This window comes from Bacillus stratosphericus (assembly GCF_020524495.1).
GTDB classification, from domain to species: Bacteria; Bacillota; Bacilli; order Bacillales; family Bacillaceae; genus Bacillus; species Bacillus stratosphericus_B.
In genome coordinates, this window is the sequence record NZ_JAIVLB010000002.1 from 42,200 (window position 1) to 63,804 (window position 21,605).

Below are 21,605 nucleotides of genomic sequence, written 5' to 3' on the forward strand. Positions count from 1 at the left end.
ATAACATAATAGGTGAATTTGTAAAACATATTCAGACGATTTGTCATCATTTAATCACAACGTTTTGTTCACCAAGCAGTTCTTTTAGCTGGAAGATCACGGCATGATCTGGATGAACTTTGTATGCATCTGGAAGTCTAATCGTCTTTTTTTGCTTTTCATAATACAAATAGACATATGCTTCTCCGCTGTGCAAAGAGATCACTCGTTTTACTTGCTCAAGTAGCTCCTGCGTATGGTTCTCTTCTTTCACCCGAATGTAGACAGACTCTTTTCTTTTTGTGCTCATCTCTTCAAGCAGAACGGCTTCTTGCACGATGATTTGACTGCTGTCATTTCTGATATCTATTCTGCCTTCAACATAAAGCATTGCGCCCTCCTCAAGTAAGGGGGACAGCTTTCTAAATTGCTCTGGAAAGACGACGCCTTCCATTTCTCCCGTTTCATCCCCAAATTTGACAAATGCCATTGATTGTCCATTTTTTGTCCGAATCGATTTCACTTTTGTTAAAAGGCCACCTATTGAGATCTTTCCCTTAATACAGGTAGAAAGTCTGATGATTTCCACTGCGCCCTTCTCTCTTAAGCGATCACGATACGCTTGTACTGGGTGATTTGATAAATATAATCCGAGTGTCTCTTTTTCCAATTGCAAGAGGTCGACAAGTGGCAGTTCGTCTATCTCAGCATATTTTGGCTTAATGGAGAAGGTTGTATCCCCAAGAAAGTCTAGCTGATCCTCAGGTGTTAAAAATGACACGTGGTCTAACGCAATATCTATCGATGCTAATAACGAAGCACGATTTGGATAAAGCTCATCCATCGCCCCTGAAAAAATGAGTGCTTCAATCGTTTTTCGGTTTACACTCTTTGGTGATACCCTTGCGCAAAAATCAAATAAATCTTCAAATGGCTTTTCCTGCCTTGCTCTGTATATATCCTTTACAGCTAACACTCCAACATTTTTAATCGCTCTTAAGCTGTAGCGGATCTCCCCTTTTTCAACCGTAAATGGAAATTCACTCTTATTAATAGAAGGCTTTAACACAGAGATCCCTTTTTCCTTTGCCTCATAGAAATATTGAGCGACTTTATCTTCATTTCCAATCACACTAGTTAAAAGTCCGCACATAAAATATAACGGATAATGCGCTTTTAAATAAGCAAGGTGAAAGCCAATCATGCTATATGCGACAGCATGGCTTCTATTAAAACCATAGTTTGCAAATTTGACGATTAAGTCATAAACGTCATTTGCAATGTTAACAGGATACTCCTTTTTTAGGCATCCTTCAACAAAATGGATTCGCTCCTCATCAAGTACCTTTTTATCCTTCTTTGAAACGGCTCTTCTTAACAGATCAGCCTCTCCTAGCTGAAAGCCTGCCATCTTTGCTGCGATCAGCATGATTTGCTCTTGGTAAACAATAACCCCATAAGTGTCCTTTAAAATGTCATACAAATCTGGATGCGGGTAAGAGACCTTGACTCTGCCATGCTTTCGGTCGATAAAGAGCGGAATATTCTCCATTGGGCCTGGCCGGTAGAGGGCATTGACTGCCACGATGTCTTCTAAACTAGAAGGTTTCAGCCGCCTTATCACCTGTCGCATCCCCTGTGATTCAAGCTGGAAAATCCCTGTTGTATCTCCCGCTGATAACAAATCAAACGTTTTTTGGTCTTGATACGAAATGTCACTAAAGTTAATGTGGACGTTTTCCTGTCTTTCAATCTGGTTTTTAATGGATTCAATTAATGTTAAGTTTCTTAAACCTAAGAAATCCATCTTTAACAGTCCGAGATCCTCTAAATAATTCATGGCATATTGCGTTAAATACACACCATCGTGGCCGTCTTGTATGGGAACGACCTGCGTCAGCGGCTCCTCGCTTAATACAACGCCAGCTGCATGTGTCGACGTGTGTCTTGGCAAGCCTTCTACCTTTAAAGCTGTTTGAAAGACCATTCGAAGCTCTTCAGATTGTTGAAGCAGCGTTTTTAATTCAGAAGAGGCGGCCACCGCTTCTTTCAGCGTCGTCCCTGGCTTTGATGGGATGAGCTTTGCAAGACGGTCCGCTGCCTTTGAATCAATCCCCATCACACGTCCAACATCCCGTAAGGCTGCTTTTGCTGCAAGCGTACCAAACGTGACAATTTGAGCCACATGCATGTCCCCATATTTGTCTTTTACATATGAAATGATTTCATCTCTTCTCGTGTCCGGAAAATCTATATCAATATCCGGCATGCTAATTCGTTCAGGATTTAAAAAACGCTCAAATAAAAGACCGTGACGGATTGGGTCGACATCTGTAATAAACAGAACATAAGCAACAAGAGAGCCTGCTGCTGATCCCCGTCCTGGACCTGTGACAATGCCATGGTCATGAGCATATTTCATAAAATCCCACACAATGAGAAAATAATCACTAAAATTCATTTTTTGTATAATGCTAAGCTCATACTCAAGCCTTTTGATATACGTTTCATTTGAAGCGATCTTTCTTTGTTTCATCCCATCCGAGCAAACCCTTCGTAAAAACTGATCGGCTGTTGATTGATCAGGCGTCTGATAGGACGGAAGTTTTGTCTGTCCAAGATTTAAATCTACTTCACAGCGATCGGCAATTTCACCTGTTCTTGTCAGCAGTTCAGGGGCGTCCTGATGCCATTTCATCATTTCTTCTATGGCTCTGAAATGCTTGTCTCCTCGGTCTTCCTCTATCTCTGAAAGCTTTTGTCCCGCTTTAATGGCCTTCAAACATGTATAGGCGGTTTTGTCCTCTAGATTGATGTAGTGGACGTCACCCGTCGCTACAAGAGGAATATCCGTACTTTGTGAGACAACTCGTAGCTTACTGATGAGCACCTCATCTTGCTGAAATGGCTGAACTGATATAAATATATGTCCCTTTCCAAATATGTTTTTTAAATGACTTGCAGCCTCGCGCGCTTCGGCTAGCTGATCGTTTTGCAGCAGCGTTTCAATATAGCCGGATGCACCTGGCGTAATAGCAATAAGCCCACGATGATAGCTTTTCAGCCATTTTTCTTTCAGACCCGCTTTTGATTTTGATTTCAGCACACTGCTAATTTTGATCAGGTTTTGATAGCCTTCATTGTTTTTTGCTAGGAGCACCAAGGGATAAGCCTCTGACTCTTGTCCATCGAAGACAGAAGCTGTTAAACCGATCACCGGTTTGATGCCATGTTTTTTACATTCCTTATAAAATTCAACCGTTCCATACATCACATGGTCATCGGTAAGAGCGAGCGCTTTGTAGCCAAGTTCTTTCGCTTTTTGCACGAGCTCCTTGACCTTAGCTGCACTGCTTAACAAGCTGTATCCACTGTGGACCTGAAGATGAACATAAGACATGCTTAACCCACTCCTTTCGTCTAAATTCATTCTTTTATTATAAAACGCGATGCGATAAGAAACAAATGTTCTTTCTTTTCCGCCTGTTCATACTTGTCCAGTACACGCCATATATTAAATAGAGTGAGGTGGAAAAAATGGATGTGAAGGAAGCCTTTATTCCAAACTTTATCAGTTGTTACTTTATCGCACTTGGGGTAATTTTGGGCGGTGCCATTATAGGTGGTGTAGGTGCTTATTTATCCGGCCAGCCGCCTCTATCGATTATTTCAAGTCTTGCCAACCGTTTAAAAATTTGGGCGCTTGTGGCCGCAATTGGCGGAACATTCGATGCGGTCTATAGCTTTGAAAGAGGCATTTTCGAAGGAAACACGCGTGATATTTTCAAGCAAATTTTATTAATTATCTCAGCCATGGGCGGTGCACAAACGGGATATCTCATTATTACGTGGCTCACTCAGGAGCATGTGTCCTCATGAGGGTGCCGGAGCTGTATAAACGCCCAGGCTGGCAGCGTTTTTTTGCTGGCATGATGTTCGGCGCAATCATTAGCTGGCTGATTTTCCTCTTTACATACGGAACCTTTCAGGAAAAGCAGGTGACACTGCTGAGAAGCCAGCAGCACCATATGGATAGTCTGAAAGAACAAATCACACTCTATCGGGAAGATTTGCATAAGTTAAATGAGGATAATAAGCAGCGGCTGCTGATCCAAAGCGTAGATGTTCATCTCGTCAATCGTGAGCAATATAAAATTCCTGAACCAGATACACTAAAGTTTGAAGACCAGGTCAAAGAGGATATCTCAGAGGTCATCACAAAGGATATTGAAAGTGTCTATAAAACAAAGGAATTATTAAAAAGGACAGTGGAAAACAAAGAGTATACGATTAAGGAAAAAGCATATCGCGCCAAAGTCACAGAGCTGACGATTTATACGAAGCTTTCACTTGAAGTACGTATTTCATTTGCTGAATAAATGATGATGTGGAATTTTTATGAATTTCTGCTCTCAATGATCGCTTTTCACTCCTAATTTTTATACACTAAAAGAAGAACGAGATCTTAAATAGAAAGAGGTGAGGACAATGGAGGTTTACAGCTATCGTCAAATGGCTCGAGACAAAGCAAGCCGGATCAAAGAGGGCATGTGTGCTTATGCTGAAACAGAAATGATGGCTCATTTAATCAAAAAAGAATTAAAGCATCAAAATCTCCAAGCCTATGAAGATTCAACTGACATCGGCTGCTGGTTTATCCCTGTATCCAAATAATCCTTTTCTCCATAACCAAAAAGAGAGAGGGAAATTGAAGCTTCCCTCTCTCACGATTTACATACTTCTTCTAAATCACGTAAAATCTCATCTGCCACGGCCCAATCATATATGGACGCACCGGCTGCAAGCGGGTGACCACCGCCATGATATTTTTTAGCAATTGTGTTAATGACGACGCCTTTAGAGCGGAATCTGACACGAATCTGATCGTTTTCTTCCACAAAAAAGACCCAAGCCTTAATGCCTGCAATATTTCCAAGTGTCCCAACAAGCTGAGAGGCTTGCTGCGCCGTTGTTTGGAACGATTCCAAAATGTCACGCTTAATAAAAACAGATGCCACCCCATTCTCTGACAAAGAAATATGTTGAAAAATATAGCCATTTAATTTCACGACATTCAAATCCGTCTCATACAATTGATTGAAAAGGTCTGATGAGGAAAACGGATATTCGATCAGTTCCCCTGCATATTTAAGTGTCTTTTTCGTTGTGTTTGGGAAAAGGAAGCGGCCTGTGTCTCCTACAATGCCGGCATAAATCAGTTCAGCCGCCTTTGCATTCAGTTGATATCCTTCTTCTTTTCCCTCTAAATACAGCTCATAAATCAGTTCACTGACAGAGCTTGCCTCTGTATCAACCCAAAGCAAGTCACCATAAGGATCCTCATTCGGATGATGATCAATTTTCATCAGCTTATCGCCCATTGAATAGCGCTGATCATCAATTCTTGCTTGATTGGCCGTATCACAGACAATGACAAGGGCACCTTTGTACGCTTCGTCCGGTACCTCATCGAGTTCATATAAAAATGAAAGGGATGGCTCAGGGGTTCCTGTCGCATAAATTTTTTTTTCTGGATAGGTGGCACGCAAGATTTCCGTAAGGCCGCACTGCGATCCATATGCGTCAGGATCTGGTCTTACATGTCTATGAATGATGATGGTGTCATATAATGATATGGTTCTAATCAGTTCTTTTTTCATAAAAACTCCTTCTTATGCGAAACTTCTTTTATTATAAATCATAATCTATCCTTACGGAAAAGTGAGGAATAGACAATTTATTCTAGTAAGCAAGCCTATTTACGTTTAAAATAGGGTTGTAACCACTTACAATGGAGGCTTGGCACATGCTTGTTTTGGTTGTGTTTATTATTTGTTCTGCCATGTTTTATTTATACTACAAAGCAAAGAATGTCCGTACGAACCGGCCAGTCGAGAAGAAATTCTGGTCTGCCAAATCCAGTATGGCACTTGGCTGCTTTGTCCTGCTCTTCGGTGTGAATCAATTATTTTTAAACCGCTCGTCACTCGCATTTGTCATTGGGTTTATTTTTGTTGCTGTCGGTATCGGCAGTACGTGGGCTGGATATAAAGCCTACAAGCACTATCTTCCGCTCTTTTTAAAGAAAGGCGAAAAAGATCACGCTTAATAGAGAAGGGCGAAATCATTTTGCCCTTTTTTGTACTTTATCCTCTCTCCATCAACTGTACCATCAGCATCGCTTTTCCTACAATATTCGATTGGTGGTAAACTTCAACTTCCAGCTTTCCAAACTTGCGTCCTACTTCTAAAATATTCGGCTTAATTTGTATCGTGGATTCCATTTGAACCGGTTTTAAAAAGTAGACAGAGAGACTTTCCACGATCAGCTCACCTTTTTTATGAGACTTTAAAAAGCGATTGGCTGATTCAATTAAAATTTGTGTTAACACACCATATGAAATATTTCCAAGCTGATTCGTCATTTGTGGTGTGACCTCATATTGATAAACCGCATCTGTTTTTGGCTTTTCTGTATCGGTCTCTTTAAATCCTCTCGAGACAACATCATCCAGCTTTTCCCCGACCTGCGGCTGCTTTTGGATCATTTGCAGCGCCTTGAGCACATCCTGACGGCTAATCATCCCAATCAGCTTCGCATGATCATCTACAACTGGCAGCACCTCAATGCCTTCCCACACCATCATTTGTGCAGCAGAGGCAACAGATGTTTTGCCAATCACTGTGAGCGGCTGTTTCGTCATCACCTTTTCAATCGGTGTGGAGCGGTCATGACCCGCAATATCCTTTGAGGTGAGAATGCCGTGAATTTTCATTTGATCATCTGCTACCGGGAAGCGGCCGTGTCCTGTTTCATAATTCTTCTCATACCATTTCTCAAGCTTGTCCTCTGGCGATAAGTATACAGTCCGTTCAATCGGCGTTAAAATATCTTCCACAAGCACAATCTCTTTTTTAATTAACTGATCATAAATGGCCCTGTTAATGAGAGCCGCAACGGTAAATGTATCGTAGCTTGTCGATAAAATCGGCAGCTCAAGCTCGTCTGCGAGCTGAATGATTTGCTCATCTGTTGAAAATCCGCCTGTGACCAGCACAGCTGCTCCTGCCTCTAATGCTTGCCTGTGGGCATTGATCCGGTTTCCAACAATCAGCAGGTTTCCAGCTGCCGTGTATCGCATCATCGCATCAAGCTCCATCGCACCGATGACAAATTTATTTAAGGTTTTATGTAAGCCGGCCCGTCCTCCAAGCACCTGTCCATCAATGACATTGACAACTTCCGCATATGTCAATTTTTCAATATTTTCTTTTTTCTTCTGCTCAATTCGAATGGTACCGACTCGTTCAATGGTACTAACGAACCCTTTATTTTCAGCATCTTTGATGGCCCGGTAAGCGGTACCTTCACTCACTTTCATTTCTTTCGCTATGCGCCGGACAGATATTTTCTCGCCGACATCTAATGAATCAATATACGATAAAATTTGCTCATGCTTTGTCGCCAATGCCGTTCACCCTTTTTGTTTTCAGCGTTTTCATATGTTTCATTATAAAGGCAGGAGGCTTTTAATAGCAATTTGTCTTTTACGTCATCGTGATTTAGGCCATAAAAAAAGCCGACATGTGTACCGGCTAATCTGAATGATTATAAAATGTCGATGGATTCTCCGCTGTTTAATACGTGACCCACTCCGCCATGCAAGCTGTCTGCAAATGCATGAGGATCCTGCTCAATCGGTGGGAATGTACTGTAGTGAATCGGAACAACCTGCTTTGCTCGAAGCCATTCTGCTGCCATTCTTGCATCCTCTCGTCCCATTGTGAAGTTATCACCAATTGGAAGGAATGCAAGGTCAATATGATTCAGCTCACCAATCAGCTTCATATCCGAAAAGAGCGCAGTGTCTCCAGCATGATAAATCGTTTTGCCTTCTGCGGTAAATAAAATACCTGATGGCATGCCTGTATACGTAATCGTTTTAGATTCTTCATCAATTACAGCTGAGCCATGAAACGCTTGCGTCAGTTTGACTTTACCAAAATCAAACTCACGGCCGCCGCCGATATGAAGCGGGTGCGTTTTCACCCCTTGCCAGCTTAAATAGACGGCAAGCTCATTTGGTGCGACAACGAGGGCATCATTGTTTTTGGCAATCTCAACAGTGTCACCGAGGTGATCTCCATGTCCGTGAGTTAGCAAAATCACATCTGCTTTGACATCTTGTGGTTTGATCTCTGTGTGCTTATTTCCATTTAAAAATGGATCAATCCAAATATGGTGTCCGTTTGTTTCAATGTGTACGACTGAATGTCCATGATATGTAGCTTTCATGTAGTATATCCACCTTTCGATTTTGATCTCATATCATCTATTCCCTGTATAAAAAGCTGAAAAACTTAATGCCTATGAATCACGTTCAGACCACCTGTTGCTTCAATAACAGTCCCTGTCATCAGGTCTGATCGATCATCGCATAAAAATGAGATAATGCGTCCTATATCTTCTCCTGTACCAGATCGGCCAATTGGTGTTTCATCGTCTTTGATCTGGCGTGCTTCCTCTATCGTGGCTTCTTTCATGTCACCCACGATTTTGCCTGGACAAACCATATTGGCCGTGATGCCATTTTCAGCTTCTTCAATCGCAATGGTTTTCGTCAATGACGCCAGTCCTACCTTTGCCGCTCCGAAGGCTGATCGGTGCATCCAGCCTGGTGCATGGTCTGCCCCTTGGAAGCCATACGTGATAATACGGCCAAAGCCTTGCTTTCTCATCATTGGGATGACCATTCGGAATAAATGGAATACAGCTGATAGGTTTCCTTCCATCATTTGATACCATTCATCTTCGGAGTAATCCCCCAGTTTCTTTCGTTCAAAAAGATAAGGACCCGCATTATTGATCAGGGCATCGATGCGCCCAAATCGCTCAACTGCTAGCTCCACCATGTTTTTTAAATCTTCTTTGTTTGTCACATCACCTTGGACAAATTGAAGCTTTTCTTCGTATTGCTGTAATTCTTCTTTCATCTGCCGAACAGCTTCATCATCGCTTCGATAATTTACTGTCACAGAATACCCCATATTCAGTAAAGACTCGGTTACTTTCCGGCCAAGCCCTTTAGAACCCGCTGTTATTAATGCGTGTCGCACACAATCTCCTCCTAAAGCAAAGGTTGCAAGTTCATATGTTTCTCATCCTATCTTTACTTTACTATAAACCAGCACCAGGCGCACTTCTGAACCCTTTGTCTGCTATTCATAATGCGGAAGAAAAAACGCAGGATGAGTTATCCACTTTTGTAAATCCCACGATCAATTCCCCTTCTTCAGGCTTAAAACATCATATGCTTTCATGTTCTCCAAGAAGAATGGATCTCCTTTCTGCATCACAGCAAAAAAACCATCCGTCTCATACGAATGGTTTTTTAAACGTTACGCTAGGCAGGCTTTTGCTTTTTCTAAAGCGAACTGAATTTGTTTGAATCCAGTTCCACCTGCACTTGTTCTTTTTTCAACAGCGACATACGGATCAAGAACCCTGTAAATGTCTTGTTCAAAGAGGTCGCTTGCTTCTGTGAATGTTTCGAAATGAAGATCACTTAAGTAGATGCCTTTTTGAATGCACGTATACACAAGCTTTCCAACAATTTCGTGAGCCTCACGGAACGGCATTCCTTTTTTCGCTAAGTAATCTGCCGCCTCTGTCGCATTTGAGAAATCTTCTTTCGTTGCTTTTTTCATGACATCTTCGTTCACAGTCATTGTTTGAATCATGCCTGTGAAAATTTGCAAGCTGCCAGTAATGGTTTTCACTGTATCAAACATACCTTCCTTATCTTCTTGCAGGTCTTTGTTGTACGTAAGCGGCAAGCCTTTCATAATGGTGAGAAGACCCATCAGGTTGCCATATACGCGGCCTGTTTTCCCTCGGATCAATTCAGCCATATCAGGGTTTTTCTTTTGCGGCATCATGCTGCTGCCTGTTGCGTACGTGTCATCAAGTTCAATGAATTTGAATTCTTGAGAGCACCATAAGATCATTTCCTCACAAAGACGTGAAAGGTGCATCATCACAAGGCTGCTATTAGAAATAAACTCTAAAATGAAGTCACGATCACTCACGCCATCAAGGCTGTTCTCGTAAATATGGTCAAAACCAAGCAACTTTGCTGTATATTCACGATCAATTGGGAATGTTGTTCCTGCTAACGCCCCGCATCCAAGTGGAGAGACGTTAATTCGCTTCAAGGAATCTAGAAAGCGCGCTTTGTCCCGCTCAAGCATCCAAAAGTAGGCGAGCATATGATGAGCAAAGGAAATCGGCTGTGCACGCTGTAAGTGCGTATATCCTGGAAAAATCGTTTCAACGTGCTGTTCGGCTTTCTCTACAAGCACCTTTTGAAAAGAAGAGATCAGCTCAATGATATGCTCTACTTGGTTATTCAAATATAAATGCATATCGGTTGCGACCTGATCATTCCGGCTTCTCGCTGTGTGCAATTTCCCGCCAAGCGGACCAATCTCATCAATCAGCATTTTTTCAAGGTTTAAATGAATGTCCTCATAATCCACTGAGAAATCTAGTTCATCCGCCTCTGCCTTTTTCATGAGCGTATTCAGTCCGTCTTTGATCGCAGTGGCCTCCTCATCGTCTAGGATACCGCATTTATTCAGCATACTTGCATGGGCAAGGGAGCCGGTCAGATCTTCTTTGACTAATTGTTTGTCGAAATGAATGGACGCGCCAAACTCATCGACCCATTTTTCTGGTGTTTTTTGAAATCGGCCTCCCCAAAGCTTTTTCATGCTTTAACCTGCTCCTTTTTATTCACGATGCTGTTTACTTTTGTTGGTAAACCCCAAAGGTTAATAAATCCTACAGCTGCATCATGATCGAATTCATCTGCTTTTGTGTATGTCGCTAGATTTTCATCATAAAGTGAATATGGTGATTTACGTCCTTCTACAATGGCATGGCCTTTAAATAGTTTCACACGTACAACACCTGTTACGTTCTTTTGAGTTTCTTGTAAGAATGCATCTAGTGCTGATTTTAGTGGTGAGAACCATAAGCCGTTGTATATTAATTCAGCCATTTTTTGTTCAACAATTGGCTTAAAGTGCGCTACTTCTTTAACAAGCGTTAAGTCTTCAAGCTCTTTATGCGCTTTTAAAAGTGTGACTGCACCTGGGCACTCGTACACTTCTCGAGATTTGATTCCAACAAGACGGTTTTCAACGTGATCGATTCTGCCAATGCCATGCTGTCCAGCTACTTCATTTAAATGAAGGATCAAATCAGACAATGAATACTGAATACCGTCAATTGCCGTTGGTTTTCCTTTTTCAAACGTAATTTCAATGACATCAGGTGTGTCAGGTGTTTTTTCAAGTGGATTTGTCAGATCGTATGCACCTTCTGGCGGCGCAGCCCAAGGATCTTCTAAAATGCCGCATTCGTTACTTCTGCCCCAAAGGTTTTGGTCGATTGAATAAGGGCTGTCTAAGTTAATTGGAATTGGAATACCGTGCTTTTGTGCATAATCTATTTCTTCATCGCGAGACCATTTCCATTCACGTACTGGTGCAAGTACTTCTAGTTCTGGATTTAATGCTTTAATGGATACTTCAAAACGAACTTGATCGTTCCCTTTTCCTGTACATCCGTGAGCCACTGCTACTGCATTTTCTTTCTCTGCTACTTCTACTAATTTTTTTGCAATAAGTGGACGAGATAGTGCAGATACAAGAGGATATTTACCTTCATACATTGTGTGTGCTTGTAATGCAGTAAGTGCAAATTCTTTGGCAAATTCTTCTTTTGCGTCAATCATGTAGGATTGAACTGCTCCGACTTGAAGTGCTTTTTGCTGAACGAATGCTAAGTCTTTTCCTTCACCTACGTCCAGGCAGCAAGCGACAACTTCGTATCCTTGCTCTTGTAACCATTTAACTGCAACAGAGGTATCAAGACCTCCGGAATATGCTAATACGACTTTTTTATTTTGTGACATGAAGAGCTCCTCTCAATTGTTTTGATTCTGCGACTGTTTTTTGCATAAAAATAAGTTTTAATTTATAAACATGCATTTAATATGTATATACTGTAACAAGGAAAAATTGTTTTTTCAACCCCTTTATGAAAAAAACTCTGCCAATTTTTCTTGGCAGAGTCATTTTGGGCTATTTTTGATCTTTTACAAGCTCACGCAAGACGTGAGGGAGCTCTGGCATAATGAGTTTGGTCATCGCTAATCGAACCGCTCCGATAGAGCCTGGTGTGGCAAAGACAGCTTTTTGGTTGATAACCCCTGCCGTTGCTCTAGACAAGATAGCCGCTGAACCAATGCCTTCTCTATAGCTTAGCATGCGAAAGATTTCGCCAAAGCCTGGCAGCTCTTTGGAAAAAAGGGGAGTAATGGATTCAATGGTTACATCCCTTGCGGCAATACCTGTCCCCCCATTTAACAAGACGGCATCAATCTTCACTTCACTTGTTCCTTCTAATACGGCGTCTTGAATCGCTCCAATTTCATCTTTCACAATATCGTATGCAAAAATCAGATGTCCCTGTTCTTTAAGCAAATCAATCATGAGACGGCCGCTTTTATCCGTTTCTTTCGTCCTTGTATCACTGACCGTAACGACTTTTAAGTGCAGCCTCGCTTTCGCTTCTCGTTTATGTTCTTCAACGCTCATCTTCCGTACCGCTCCCTTTCGTTTTCGTATTGGACCCATTATAGCATTTCAAAAAAAAGCTCTCTTCCTTATTGGAAAAGAACTTCTCAATCTTTATTCCGCTAAGCGCATAACGTCTCTTGCAATCATCACTTCTTCGTTCGTTGGAATCACGATGACTTTAACAGGAGAGTGGGGGTAACTGATGAATGCTTCTTCGCCTCTCATGTTGTTTAGAGAAGGATCCCAATAAACGCCCATGAATTCTAGCCCACGAAGTACACGTGCTCTCACTTCTGAACTGTTTTCACCAATTCCAGCTGTGAAGATGATCGCATCTACGCCATTCATTCTCGCTGCATAAGATCCGATGTATTTGTGAATACGGCTAGCAAAGATATCAAGGGCTACTTCTGCACGGTCGTTTCCTTCTTCTGTTGCTTCTTCTATATCACGAAGGTCACTTGAAAGACCAGACACGCCTAAAAGACCACTCTTCTTATTCAAAGTAGAGAGTACTTCTTCAGCAGTATGTCCTGTTTTCTCCATAATAAATGGGATGAGGGCAGGGTCAATGTTACCTGAACGTGTACCCATCGCAACACCAGCAAGTGGTGTAAAGCCCATTGATGTATCGATTGATTTTCCGCCTTCTACTGCTGCGATACTCGCACCATTTCCTAGGTGACATGAAATTAAACGAAGCTCTTCAAGAGGACGACCTAATAGCTCTGATGCACGCTCTGTGACAAACTTATGGCTTGTCCCGTGAAATCCATATTTACGAATACCAAAGTTTTTGTAGTAATCGTACGGAAGGCTGTATAGATAAGACTGCTCTGGCATTGTTTGGTGGAAGGCTGTATCGAACACAGCGACCGCTGGTACGTCAGGCAGAATTTGTTTGAATGCTTTGATTCCTACAACGTTTGCAGGGTTGTGAAGTGGTGCAAGCTCAGAAAGCTGATCAATGTCATTGATGACTTCATCTGTTAATAGAACAGAGTCGCTGAACTTCTCTCCCCCGTGAACGACACGGTGTCCTACGCCATCAATTTCATTAAAGTCTTTGATGATGTGGAATTCAGTTAATTTTTCAAGCAGCATTTTTACAGCTACTGCGTGATCTGGGATATCAGTGATTTCTTTTTTCTTTTCTCCATCTACAGAAATCATAAAGATACTGTTGTCCATTCCTATTCTTTCAACAAGACCTTTCGTTAAAACGTTTTCTTCTGGCATGTCAAACAATTGGAATTTAAGGGATGAGCTTCCTGCGTTGATTGCAATAATTTTGGACATTCTTGTCGCTCCTTTTACTCAGTTGTTATATAAAATTTCACGTTTTTTCCGGTGCTATATTCAACCTGTTTGGCGGGTCTTTTATAGTTTAACGATAAGTCCGAAAAATATCTGACTTTTTCATTTAAACATTGAAAACTTTGCATTTCAAGTACACCTTTGAACTGTTATCGCTTACATCAATAAGTCGTTATTTTCTGAAAAGTAGAATAGCCAGAAATCATTCTGGCTATTCTTTCGTTTCTTTTTCTTCTATAAACCACTGGTCTAATTTTCTCATCACGCCGATCATCGCTTCCTTCTGTGAGAAAGATGGCAGATTGGCAAACAACATCCGTTTTGGCGCTTCTAGCCCCTCTTTTTTCTTTTGCATGACAAATAAGCTTTTGGCGTGCTTTTTGTCTTTGAACATGGAGACTGGCAGTTGAATTAAAGCATTCATATATGCGTGATCTTTGATGAAATCCTTTAATTGCACACTTTCTTTTCCTTCAAACAAGTCGTTAGGAATGATGAAGAATAAGAAACCGCCTTCTTTCGTGTAACGAAGACTTTGTTCAATGAATAAGTAATGCGCAAAGGAATGTCCTTCTTTTGCCTTTAATTCAAAGTCTGCTGCACGCTCATCATTTGGGTAATAGCCAACTGGAAGACTGCATACGGTGACATCTGCCGGTGAGATGAGAAGCGGATCAAGGCTGTCCTGATGAAAAAGCTCGACTTCTTTTTCTTCTAAATTCGCCTGTGCCCAAGCAATTTTAATGAGGACATCATCAATATCAGAGGCAAAGCCGCGTTTTGTTTCTGCAGTGAGATTGTTTAAGACAGCAAGGAGTAAGTTTCCTGTTCCCGCTGCTGGATCAAAGACAACAAGCTCTTTTTTTTTTTCTAACAATTTATTGACCAAATAGCTGACAAATAGCCCAATCGTATCTGGCGTCATTTGACGGTTTGGATGTGAAATTTCCTTTTGTCCTTTCAGTACGGCGAGCTGAAACGCCTTTCGAATCTGCTCATGATCATAAGAGGCAAAATCTGCTTTCTCTATTAAGTCCTTTAATAAACAGTTTCGATCGTTTGCCTGAAAGAAGGCCTCACCTGCCTCTGCCAATGCTTCAATATAGGAAAAGCTCTGTTTCTTTTTCAATCGATTGGAGGCTGTATCGAGCAGCTCAAAAATAGTACTCACTTGATCTTTCTGCAATGCTTTTCTCTCCTCGCTTTGTTAAAGCTATATGTTTTCATTGAAAAGAGCCCCAGTACGAAGCCGGAGCTCTTTTCAATGCTGCTTTTATAACAGTGATTTTGCAGCTTCAATGGCTTTTTCATAATTTGGATGATTCGTTGCTTCCCTTACGTATTCAGTGTAAACCACTTTACCGTTAGGGTCTAATACAAAAACTGCACGCGCCAATAAACGCAATTCTTTGATACATACACCAAACGCTTCACCAAAAGACATATCTCTGTGATCAGATAATGTTTCTACATTTTCAATTCCGTTTGCTCCGCACCAGCGTGCTTGTGCAAATGGAAGATCCGCACTAATCGTATAAATATTGACCGGACCTAAATCGGCTGCCTCTTCATTGAAATGTCTTGTTTGTGCGTCACACACACCTGTATCAATAGAAGGAATCACTGAAAAGATCGTCACTTTTCCTGCTAAATCAGAAAGTGAAACTTCTCCGAGTGAGTTCGTTAATACCGTAAAATCTGGGGCCTGTTCACCTACTTTCACTTCATTTCCTACAAGCGTTACAGGGCTTCCTTTAAATGTGATCGTTGCCAAAACAATTCCCCCCTTATCAAATGTATGCTTCTATTCTAGTAGAGAAATTAAAAAACTGCAAAGCCTAATCGTCCATTTTAAAAAAAGTTAACTGCAGCGCAGCTAACTTTTTACAGGTCGATGTCATCTAGTTTTCGTTCTTTGTGGCAATGCTCCTGTTCATCTTTCTTAAACATGTGCTTAAGACGGTCAATTGCTTGAGGAGCAGAATCCAATATTTTATCAAGCAAATGTGTGTGTTCATCCAAATGAAGCATTCGAACTCCGTTTGTTCCCACAATTAAAAAGGCAATTGGTGTAATGGATACCCCGCCACCACTTCCGCCACCAAATGGGAGTCTCGGTTCTTTTCGTTCTTGTTCATCAGAACGGTTTTCTTTCTTTTGGTTACCGGTAAATTCACTGCCGCCGGCTGCAAATCCAAAACCGACCTTTGATACAGTGAGAATGACGCTGCCGTCAGGGGTTTCCACTGGATCGCCGATAATTGTATTCACATCTATCATTTCTTTTAAGTTTTCCATCGCTGTCTTCATCAGACCTTGGATTGGATGATCTGCCATTTTCATGTTCCTCCTTAAACAGATGATTCATTCTTCGTTGCTTGAAGAGAGGCATTTTTTCTTGCCTTTCTTCCTTTTAACCAATGGACAAGTAATCGAATGGCTGCAAGCATAGCATGTCCAATACGAAAATAAGCTATACATGTAAAATGTATCTGTGACACATTGTGCTGAAAGGCAGGAATCACTTCATATACAGGTTTATGCTTAAAAGTAAGGTGCTCCTGCATAAAGGCAAGCAGTGCTCCTTTGACTGACCACACACCGCCTGCTGCTACACCTGTTAAAGCTGCGTCATGAAAACCGATCCATGTCGACCAGTGAAAAGATACAATTTTCATATGAATAAAGAATTGGCGCATGATTCGGTTTAGATCGACAATCTCTTTTGCGATCCGCTCAATTTGATGAAGAATTTGCTTCATATCACCTTTGTCTATTTTTTTATGGATAGATTCTTTTTCATTACTAGGCGTTTTGGAGCTGTCCATATTCTTTTCACGAATATCAATTGTTTGATCTTCCTTATTCACTCTCACCATCGGAATCTCTTTTTTGAGCCTGACAATTCCATATAAGGTGATGACCTTCAGTGCAAGATAGTCTTTGTCATTTGCATGTGAATACTCAAGTGATATAGTCACTTTCATGAAGATCAATAAGATCACAAGGAGACAAATAGCTGCGATCCAAACGTAAAGCACTGTTCTCACTTCCTCTATAACAAATGATGCTTCCTTTACGATTATGGCTCTCATGCTGGATTTTATACCCAATCATAAAAAAAGAGTTTGACCGGCCTCGGTCAAACTCCCTTTGATTACATGCTTGATTCTTTTTTTTCATACAAATGTTCATGGACGACCACCGTATCAGCAAAGTAGTCATGAACCCCTTGCTTTTTCGGTGAGAACCCAACAACAGCATAGAGAACAAAAAGCGTATTAATATATCGGCCAACGATTTCTCTAAAGAAAATGACATCCCATGTCAGCTGCTTCTCAGGCTGAAGTGAGACAACTTTGATCCCAAACACCATCTTGCCGAGTGTTTGATGAAAAATTTTTGTCATGATGGCGAAATAAAGCAGGAAGACAATCGTCGTAGTGACTGAAATTGGAGAAAACCATCCTCCTCCTTTTGACCAGCCAAACAGACTAAAGATGGGAGAAACCGTCAAATGGTTAACACCCCAGACGACGAGCCAATCAAGGATAAACGCCCAAAATCTAATCCAAAAACCTGCAAAGGCCTGTGCTTCAATTGAAACGCGCTTCCCAAGGGCCGGCTGCGATTCTTCCTCTTGGCTGCGGCTTTCGCTTACTTCATCGAATGTAGAATCCATCTATGATCCCTCCTTTATTTTGAATAGAGATACATCGGTTTAGACCCGTTTGATCCAGCCAGTGTTTCTTTTAAATTCAGAAAATCAATTTCGCTTTTAAAGAGCTTGCTTGCGCTCATATTCAAGAGAGAGTTCCAGCCAAAGCTTTGAGAATAGCTGACAACCTTTGCCCCTTTTAATCCTTTTTCATTTTTCTTCATCGCTTTTATTGCATCTTCATAGTATCCAAGCTCATCCACTAATCCGTTGGACTTCGCCTGCGTTCCATCATATACTCGGCCATCGGCAATTTTCTTGACGTCCTGTTTAGACATGCCGCGTCCTTCAGAGATGACTTTGACAAACCCTTCATAGGAGTTGTCTACCATGCTTTGCATGATGTCGCGCTCAGCCTTTGTCATATCACGATCTGGAGACATGATGTCTTTATATTTTCCACTCTTAATGGTTTCATATTTAATGCCTAAATTATCCGCTAGCTTTGAATAATTCAAACTTTGCATGATCACGCCTAGAGAACCTGTTAATGTTTCAGGGGAAGCAAAGATTTTCTTTGCTGGAGTCGACACATAGTAGCCGCCAGAAGCGGCCATTGATCCCATTGATACGTAAATTGGCTTCTTCGCTTTTTTCACTTCCTCTAATTTTTTATGTATTTCAGCACTTTCGTAAACACCACCGCCAGGAGAGTTGACGCGAAGCAATACACCTTTTACAGAAGCATCATCTTTTGCTTTATCTAATTCTTTTAAGAACGCACGATGATCATACGCTTCTCCGCCTAAGAGGCTTGATGCACCGCCGTTATCTTGAATGGTTCCATTAATCTCAAGAACAGCAATTTTACTCGCTCCGCTGCCATCCTCTAGTACCTTCTCTTCGATTTCATCCCCGAATTGATAGCTCATTTTATTGTCATTGAAGTTTTCAAACAAGGCCATCGTAACACTAATCACAATTGAAAATCCGAAAACACCAAGTGCAATGATTAAGGCTACCCATCTTTTCGCATTCATCTCTTTCTCCTCCTTTTTTATCTCACTTCATTCATACGAATACATACATGAAATGTTTCATAGGAATTTTGTTTTTTTTACATTTCATTTCAACATATGATAGCATCGATCTTAAAAGACGAACAACTTTACCTCTTCGATCTCAGAATCCCATGACGAGAAATTGTCTTTTTTCCTCTCCCCACGTCTAACAGCACAGGTGTTCAACGCAACGAAACAAACACCTTTTAACTTCTCTTCAATAAAAAAACAGCGTTTAAATTATGCTCAAAGTCAGCGATTTCGAATCACTTCTAACTTTCTATCTCTATGTGCGTCTTTCTAAATTTTTTACTTTTCATATAAAAAAAGTGTAAAATGTGAGCAAGGGTTTACATGTAAGCCCTTTACTATTGGAAATCTATTTTTGACAACAAAGGGGAGAACGTCAATGACAGACAAACGTCGCAATGTATTTTTCTTTTACAAAAAAGATCATGAATTGGATGGACACATTTCTTCTCTGGAGAAGCTCGCTTCCGATCAAGGCTTTCAAGTCGTAAATCGTGCAGAGGATGCCCATATTATTGCTTCAATTGGCGGGGATGGCACATTTCTTCAAGCAGTTCGCAAAACAAAGTTCCGTGATGACTGCTTGTACGTAGGGGTATCAAAAACAGAGAATTCGCATCTATACTGCGATTTTTCATTAGAGCATTTTGATAAAATGATTGATGCCATGAACTCCGAACAGATTGAAGTGAGAAAATATCCGATCATTGATGTAAGCATCGACAGTACCAATCAATTCCATTGCTTAAACGAACTGTCCATCCGCTCTAGCATCATTAAAACATTTGTCATCGATGTGTATATAGATGATTTTCACTTTGAAACCTTTAGAGGCGACGGGATAATTATTTCCACTCCGACCGGCTCAACGGCCTACAATAAATCCGTTAACGGCGCCGTGGTTGATCCGATGCTCCCTTGTATGCAAGTGACAGAGCTTGCATCATTAAATAACAACTCGTACCGTACACTTGGTGCTCCTTTCATTTTAAGCAGTGACCGCAAGTTGTCGCTGAAGGTCGTGCAGGACGGAAACGATCATCCAATTATCGGGCTTGATAACGAAGCACTCGGCACAAAACACGTAAACCAAATTGACATTGGTCTTTCAGGCAAAGTGATTAAAACGGTTAAATTAAAAGACAACTCCTACTGGGAAAAAGTCAAACGCAGATTCCTTTAATCAAAAAGCTCCTATACGGGGCTTTTTTTCATGTCTTCTCATTCACAATCATGCTGTCTTTGAAAAGATATGGTATGATGTCACAAGTATGAGTGTACGAAAAGGAGAACGCGATGCCATTACAACATTTTGATCAATATCCATTAAGCGATGAATTGAAACAAGCGTTAAAAGCGCTTCACTTCCATACACCTACACCCGTTCAGCACGAGACATTATCAGTTGCTTTTTCAAAGCAAGATCTGATCGTCAAGTCTCAGACAGGCAGCGGCAAAACAGCCGCCTATGGTTTGCCAATTTGTGAAATGGTGGATTGGGCCCAAAATAAACCTCAAGCCCTCATCCTCGTTCCAACACGAGAATTAGCAATTCAAGTCAAGCAGGACCTCACTAGCCTTGGACGATTTAAACGAATCAAAGCCGTAGCCATTTATGGAAAAGCCTCTTTTCAAACACAAAAAGTAGAGCTTGCGCAAAAAAACCATATTGTGTGCGGAACACCAGGGCGAATATTGGACCACCTTGAAAAAGGCACTCTTTCTTTAGAAAACCTCACATTTTTTGTGTTAGATGAAGCAGATGAAATGCTGAACATGGGGTTTATTGAGCAAGTCTCTGCCATTATTCAGCATCTGCCGCCTAAACGCATGTCAATACTCTTTTCAGCAACAATGTCTACTGAAATGAAGGAACTGAGTGAGCAATTTTTACAGTCGCCAAGAGTGATTGAGATGCGTGAGGAAATCCCTGTACAAAAAATTACCCACACTGTGATTGAAACAGAGGAAGAAGCCAAATTCTCACTTCTCCAACGAACGATCGTTATCGAAAATCCAGATAGCTGTATTATTTTCTGCAATACGCAGGAACGAGTGAATGAACTAACCATGAAGCTGGACGATTGGGATGTTCCTTGCGACAAAATTCATGGGGGTATGAGGCAGGAAGATCGCTTTGACGTCATGGATGAATTCAAAAACGGCGAGTTCCGCTATCTGATCGCAACAGATATTGCAGCTCGGGGAATTGATGTAATCGATATGACACATGTGATTCATTATGACCTGCCCTATGAAAAAGAACGTTATATTCATCGTACTGGAAGAACGGGTAGAGCGGGTAAAAGCGGGAAAACGATTGCCTTTATGACCAAGCACACGCAGCCGTTTATTGATGAATTAAAGCAGCAGGCCGGTATTGATTTTGAAACTCATCCTTATCCTACTAAGGAAGAAGCGGAGCAACATGTAGCAAGCTTCGAAGAGAAGATTGAAACACCTATTCAGAAGGAAAATAAGCAGGCAGGTGTAGAGAAGGATATTATGAAGCTCTATTTTAACGGTGGGAAGAAAAAAAAACTGCGCGCTGTTGATTTCGTTGGGACCATCGCCAAAATAGAAGACGTTGCATTTGATGACATTGGAATTATTACGATTCATGAAACGAAAACGTATGTCGATATTTTAAATGGCAAAGGCCCTCTTGTGATAAAAGCCATGCGTCACACAACGATTAAAGGCAAGCAGCTAAAAGTGCACAAAGCACGCTCATAAAAAGTGAAGGCAAAGCGCCTTCACTTTTTTATTGATGATGATACAAGGTCACAAACCGTGGTACCATCAGCCTTTATGATGCTCAATATGACATTTGTCATATTGAATATATGATGGGTGCTACTATGAGCATGATCTCTTTCCTTCTATACTGTGAAGTAGAAAGAAACGGAAAG

General features: G+C 41.2%; 21 protein-coding genes. 6 read left to right on the forward strand and 15 right to left on the reverse strand.

Annotated elements, in window-relative coordinates; genetic code table 11:
• Window positions 1-46: 46 nt before the first annotated feature.
• Window positions 47-3,379 (reverse strand): DNA polymerase III subunit alpha, encoded by a 3,333-nt coding sequence (dnaE, locus tag LC033_RS01185; protein WP_226566473.1) that lies wholly within the window; start codon window positions 3,377-3,379, stop codon window positions 47-49.
• Between the two features lie 137 nt (window positions 3,380-3,516).
• On the opposite strand from dnaE, the gene ytrH reads away from it, so the two are divergent.
• The 3 genes from ytrH to LC033_RS01200 all read left to right on the forward strand — a co-directional run bounded on the left by ytrH (window position 3,517) and on the right by LC033_RS01200 (window position 4,653).
• Window positions 3,517-3,858, forward strand: coding sequence for a sporulation membrane protein YtrH (gene ytrH, locus LC033_RS01190; protein ID WP_034320977.1), 342 nt, complete (start codon window positions 3,517-3,519; stop codon window positions 3,856-3,858).
• Window positions 3,855-4,358: a sporulation membrane protein YtrI gene (gene ytrI / locus LC033_RS01195; protein WP_226566474.1), complete on the forward strand. Its 504-nt coding sequence runs from the start codon at window positions 3,855-3,857 to the stop codon at window positions 4,356-4,358. Before ytrH ends, ytrI begins: the two co-directional genes overlap by 4 nt.
• A gap of 109 nt (window positions 4,359-4,467) precedes the next feature.
• Window positions 4,468-4,653: a YtzJ family protein gene (locus LC033_RS01200; RefSeq protein ID WP_226566475.1), complete on the forward strand. Its 186-nt coding sequence runs from the start codon at window positions 4,468-4,470 to the stop codon at window positions 4,651-4,653.
• A 50-nt stretch (window positions 4,654-4,703) separates the two neighbouring features.
• On the opposite strand, the gene LC033_RS01205 is transcribed toward LC033_RS01200, so the two are convergent.
• Entirely contained in the window at window positions 4,704-5,639 is a 936-nt protein-coding gene (locus LC033_RS01205) for a DHH family phosphoesterase (RefSeq protein ID WP_226566476.1), read from the reverse strand.
• 146 nt (window positions 5,640-5,785) lie between these two features.
• Here LC033_RS01205 and LC033_RS01210 point away from each other — a divergent pair, with 146 nt between their 5' ends.
• Window positions 5,786-6,088 (forward strand): YtpI family protein, encoded by a 303-nt coding sequence (locus tag LC033_RS01210; protein WP_226566477.1) that lies wholly within the window; start codon window positions 5,786-5,788, stop codon window positions 6,086-6,088.
• 37 nt (window positions 6,089-6,125) lie between these two features.
• Here LC033_RS01210 and LC033_RS01215 read toward each other — a convergent pair whose 3' ends face one another.
• The 13 genes from LC033_RS01215 to sppA form a co-directional block, all read right to left on the reverse strand.
• On the reverse strand, window positions 6,126-7,448 hold the full coding sequence (locus LC033_RS01215; protein WP_226566478.1) for a CBS domain-containing protein: 1,323 nt from the start codon (window positions 7,446-7,448) through the stop codon (window positions 6,126-6,128).
• A 140-nt stretch (window positions 7,449-7,588) separates the two neighbouring features.
• Window positions 7,589-8,275 (reverse strand): metal-dependent hydrolase, encoded by a 687-nt coding sequence (locus LC033_RS01220; protein ID WP_226566479.1) that lies wholly within the window; start codon window positions 8,273-8,275, stop codon window positions 7,589-7,591.
• Between the two features lie 65 nt (window positions 8,276-8,340).
• Window positions 8,341-9,096: an SDR family oxidoreductase gene (locus tag LC033_RS01225; protein ID WP_226566480.1), complete on the reverse strand. Its 756-nt coding sequence runs from the start codon at window positions 9,094-9,096 to the stop codon at window positions 8,341-8,343.
• 282 nt (window positions 9,097-9,378) lie between these two features.
• The gene (gene argH / locus LC033_RS01230) at window positions 9,379-10,752 is read right to left on the reverse strand and encodes an argininosuccinate lyase (protein WP_226566481.1); all 1,374 of its coding nucleotides are present in this window, start codon (window positions 10,750-10,752) and stop codon (window positions 9,379-9,381) included.
• Window positions 10,749-11,960 (reverse strand): argininosuccinate synthase, encoded by a 1,212-nt coding sequence (locus tag LC033_RS01235; RefSeq protein ID WP_226566482.1) that lies wholly within the window; start codon window positions 11,958-11,960, stop codon window positions 10,749-10,751. Before LC033_RS01235 ends, argH begins: the two co-directional genes overlap by 4 nt.
• A gap of 169 nt (window positions 11,961-12,129) precedes the next feature.
• Entirely contained in the window at window positions 12,130-12,645 is a 516-nt protein-coding gene (locus LC033_RS01240; protein ID WP_226566483.1) for a MogA/MoaB family molybdenum cofactor biosynthesis protein, read from the reverse strand.
• 93 nt (window positions 12,646-12,738) lie between these two features.
• Window positions 12,739-13,926, reverse strand: a complete 1,188-nt coding sequence (locus tag LC033_RS01245) for an acetate kinase (RefSeq protein WP_226566484.1) — start codon at window positions 13,924-13,926, stop codon at window positions 12,739-12,741.
• 229 nt (window positions 13,927-14,155) lie between these two features.
• Entirely contained in the window at window positions 14,156-15,130 is a 975-nt protein-coding gene (locus LC033_RS01250) for a class I SAM-dependent methyltransferase (protein WP_226566485.1), read from the reverse strand.
• 87 nt (window positions 15,131-15,217) lie between these two features.
• Entirely contained in the window at window positions 15,218-15,718 is a 501-nt protein-coding gene (gene tpx / locus LC033_RS01255) for a thiol peroxidase (RefSeq protein ID WP_226566486.1), read from the reverse strand.
• 110 nt (window positions 15,719-15,828) lie between these two features.
• Entirely contained in the window at window positions 15,829-16,281 is a 453-nt protein-coding gene (gene ytfJ, locus LC033_RS01260) for a GerW family sporulation protein (RefSeq protein WP_226566487.1), read from the reverse strand.
• Window positions 16,282-16,295: 14 nt separating this feature from the next.
• Window positions 16,296-16,985: a DUF2953 domain-containing protein gene (locus LC033_RS01265; RefSeq protein WP_226566488.1), complete on the reverse strand. Its 690-nt coding sequence runs from the start codon at window positions 16,983-16,985 to the stop codon at window positions 16,296-16,298.
• 116 nt (window positions 16,986-17,101) lie between these two features.
• Window positions 17,102-17,626, reverse strand: a complete 525-nt coding sequence (locus LC033_RS01270) for an RDD family protein (RefSeq protein ID WP_226566489.1) — start codon at window positions 17,624-17,626, stop codon at window positions 17,102-17,104.
• 14 nt (window positions 17,627-17,640) lie between these two features.
• Window positions 17,641-18,642: a signal peptide peptidase SppA gene (sppA, locus tag LC033_RS01275; RefSeq protein WP_226566490.1), complete on the reverse strand. Its 1,002-nt coding sequence runs from the start codon at window positions 18,640-18,642 to the stop codon at window positions 17,641-17,643.
• Window positions 18,643-19,072: 430 nt separating this feature from the next.
• On the opposite strand from sppA, the gene LC033_RS01280 reads away from it, so the two are divergent.
• Complete coding sequence (locus LC033_RS01280) at window positions 19,073-19,876, forward strand: NAD kinase (protein ID WP_226566491.1); 804 nt, start codon at window positions 19,073-19,075, stop codon at window positions 19,874-19,876.
• A 113-nt stretch (window positions 19,877-19,989) separates the two neighbouring features.
• Window positions 19,990-21,429, forward strand: a complete 1,440-nt coding sequence (locus LC033_RS01285; RefSeq protein ID WP_226566492.1) for a DEAD/DEAH box helicase — start codon at window positions 19,990-19,992, stop codon at window positions 21,427-21,429.
• The last annotated feature ends 176 nt before the right edge of the window (window positions 21,430-21,605 follow it).

What these genes read in the sequence shown, in the direction of transcription:
- LC033_RS01210 (WP_226566477.1), top strand. Translation starts at nt 5,786, where the DNA reads ATGCTTGTTTTGGTTGTGTTTATTATTTGTTCTGCCATGTTTTATTTA.
- LC033_RS01270 (WP_226566489.1), bottom strand. Translation starts at nt 17,626, where the DNA reads ATGGATTCTACATTCGATGAAGTAAGCGAAAGCCGCAGCCAAGAGGAA.
- sppA (WP_226566490.1), bottom strand. Translation starts at nt 18,642, where the DNA reads ATGAATGCGAAAAGATGGGTAGCCTTAATCATTGCACTTGGTGTTTTC.
- dnaE (WP_226566473.1), bottom strand. Translation starts at nt 3,379, where the DNA reads ATGTCTTATGTTCATCTTCAGGTCCACAGTGGATACAGCTTGTTAAGC.
- LC033_RS01280 (WP_226566491.1), top strand. Translation starts at nt 19,073, where the DNA reads ATGACAGACAAACGTCGCAATGTATTTTTCTTTTACAAAAAAGATCAT.
- LC033_RS01200 (WP_226566475.1), top strand. Translation starts at nt 4,468, where the DNA reads ATGGAGGTTTACAGCTATCGTCAAATGGCTCGAGACAAAGCAAGCCGG.
- LC033_RS01285 (WP_226566492.1), top strand. Translation starts at nt 19,990, where the DNA reads ATGCCATTACAACATTTTGATCAATATCCATTAAGCGATGAATTGAAA.
- ytfJ (WP_226566487.1), bottom strand. Translation starts at nt 16,281, where the DNA reads ATGGCAGATCATCCAATCCAAGGTCTGATGAAGACAGCGATGGAAAAC.
- ytrI (WP_226566474.1), top strand. Translation starts at nt 3,855, where the DNA reads ATGAGGGTGCCGGAGCTGTATAAACGCCCAGGCTGGCAGCGTTTTTTT.
- ytrH (WP_034320977.1), top strand. Translation starts at nt 3,517, where the DNA reads ATGGATGTGAAGGAAGCCTTTATTCCAAACTTTATCAGTTGTTACTTT.
- LC033_RS01205 (WP_226566476.1), bottom strand. Translation starts at nt 5,639, where the DNA reads ATGAAAAAAGAACTGATTAGAACCATATCATTATATGACACCATCATC.
- argH (WP_226566481.1), bottom strand. Translation starts at nt 10,752, where the DNA reads ATGAAAAAGCTTTGGGGAGGCCGATTTCAAAAAACACCAGAAAAATGG.
- LC033_RS01235 (WP_226566482.1), bottom strand. Translation starts at nt 11,960, where the DNA reads ATGTCACAAAATAAAAAAGTCGTATTAGCATATTCCGGAGGTCTTGAT.
- LC033_RS01240 (WP_226566483.1), bottom strand. Translation starts at nt 12,645, where the DNA reads ATGAGCGTTGAAGAACATAAACGAGAAGCGAAAGCGAGGCTGCACTTA.
- LC033_RS01220 (WP_226566479.1), bottom strand. Translation starts at nt 8,275, where the DNA reads ATGAAAGCTACATATCATGGACATTCAGTCGTACACATTGAAACAAAC.
- LC033_RS01245 (WP_226566484.1), bottom strand. Translation starts at nt 13,926, where the DNA reads ATGTCCAAAATTATTGCAATCAACGCAGGAAGCTCATCCCTTAAATTC.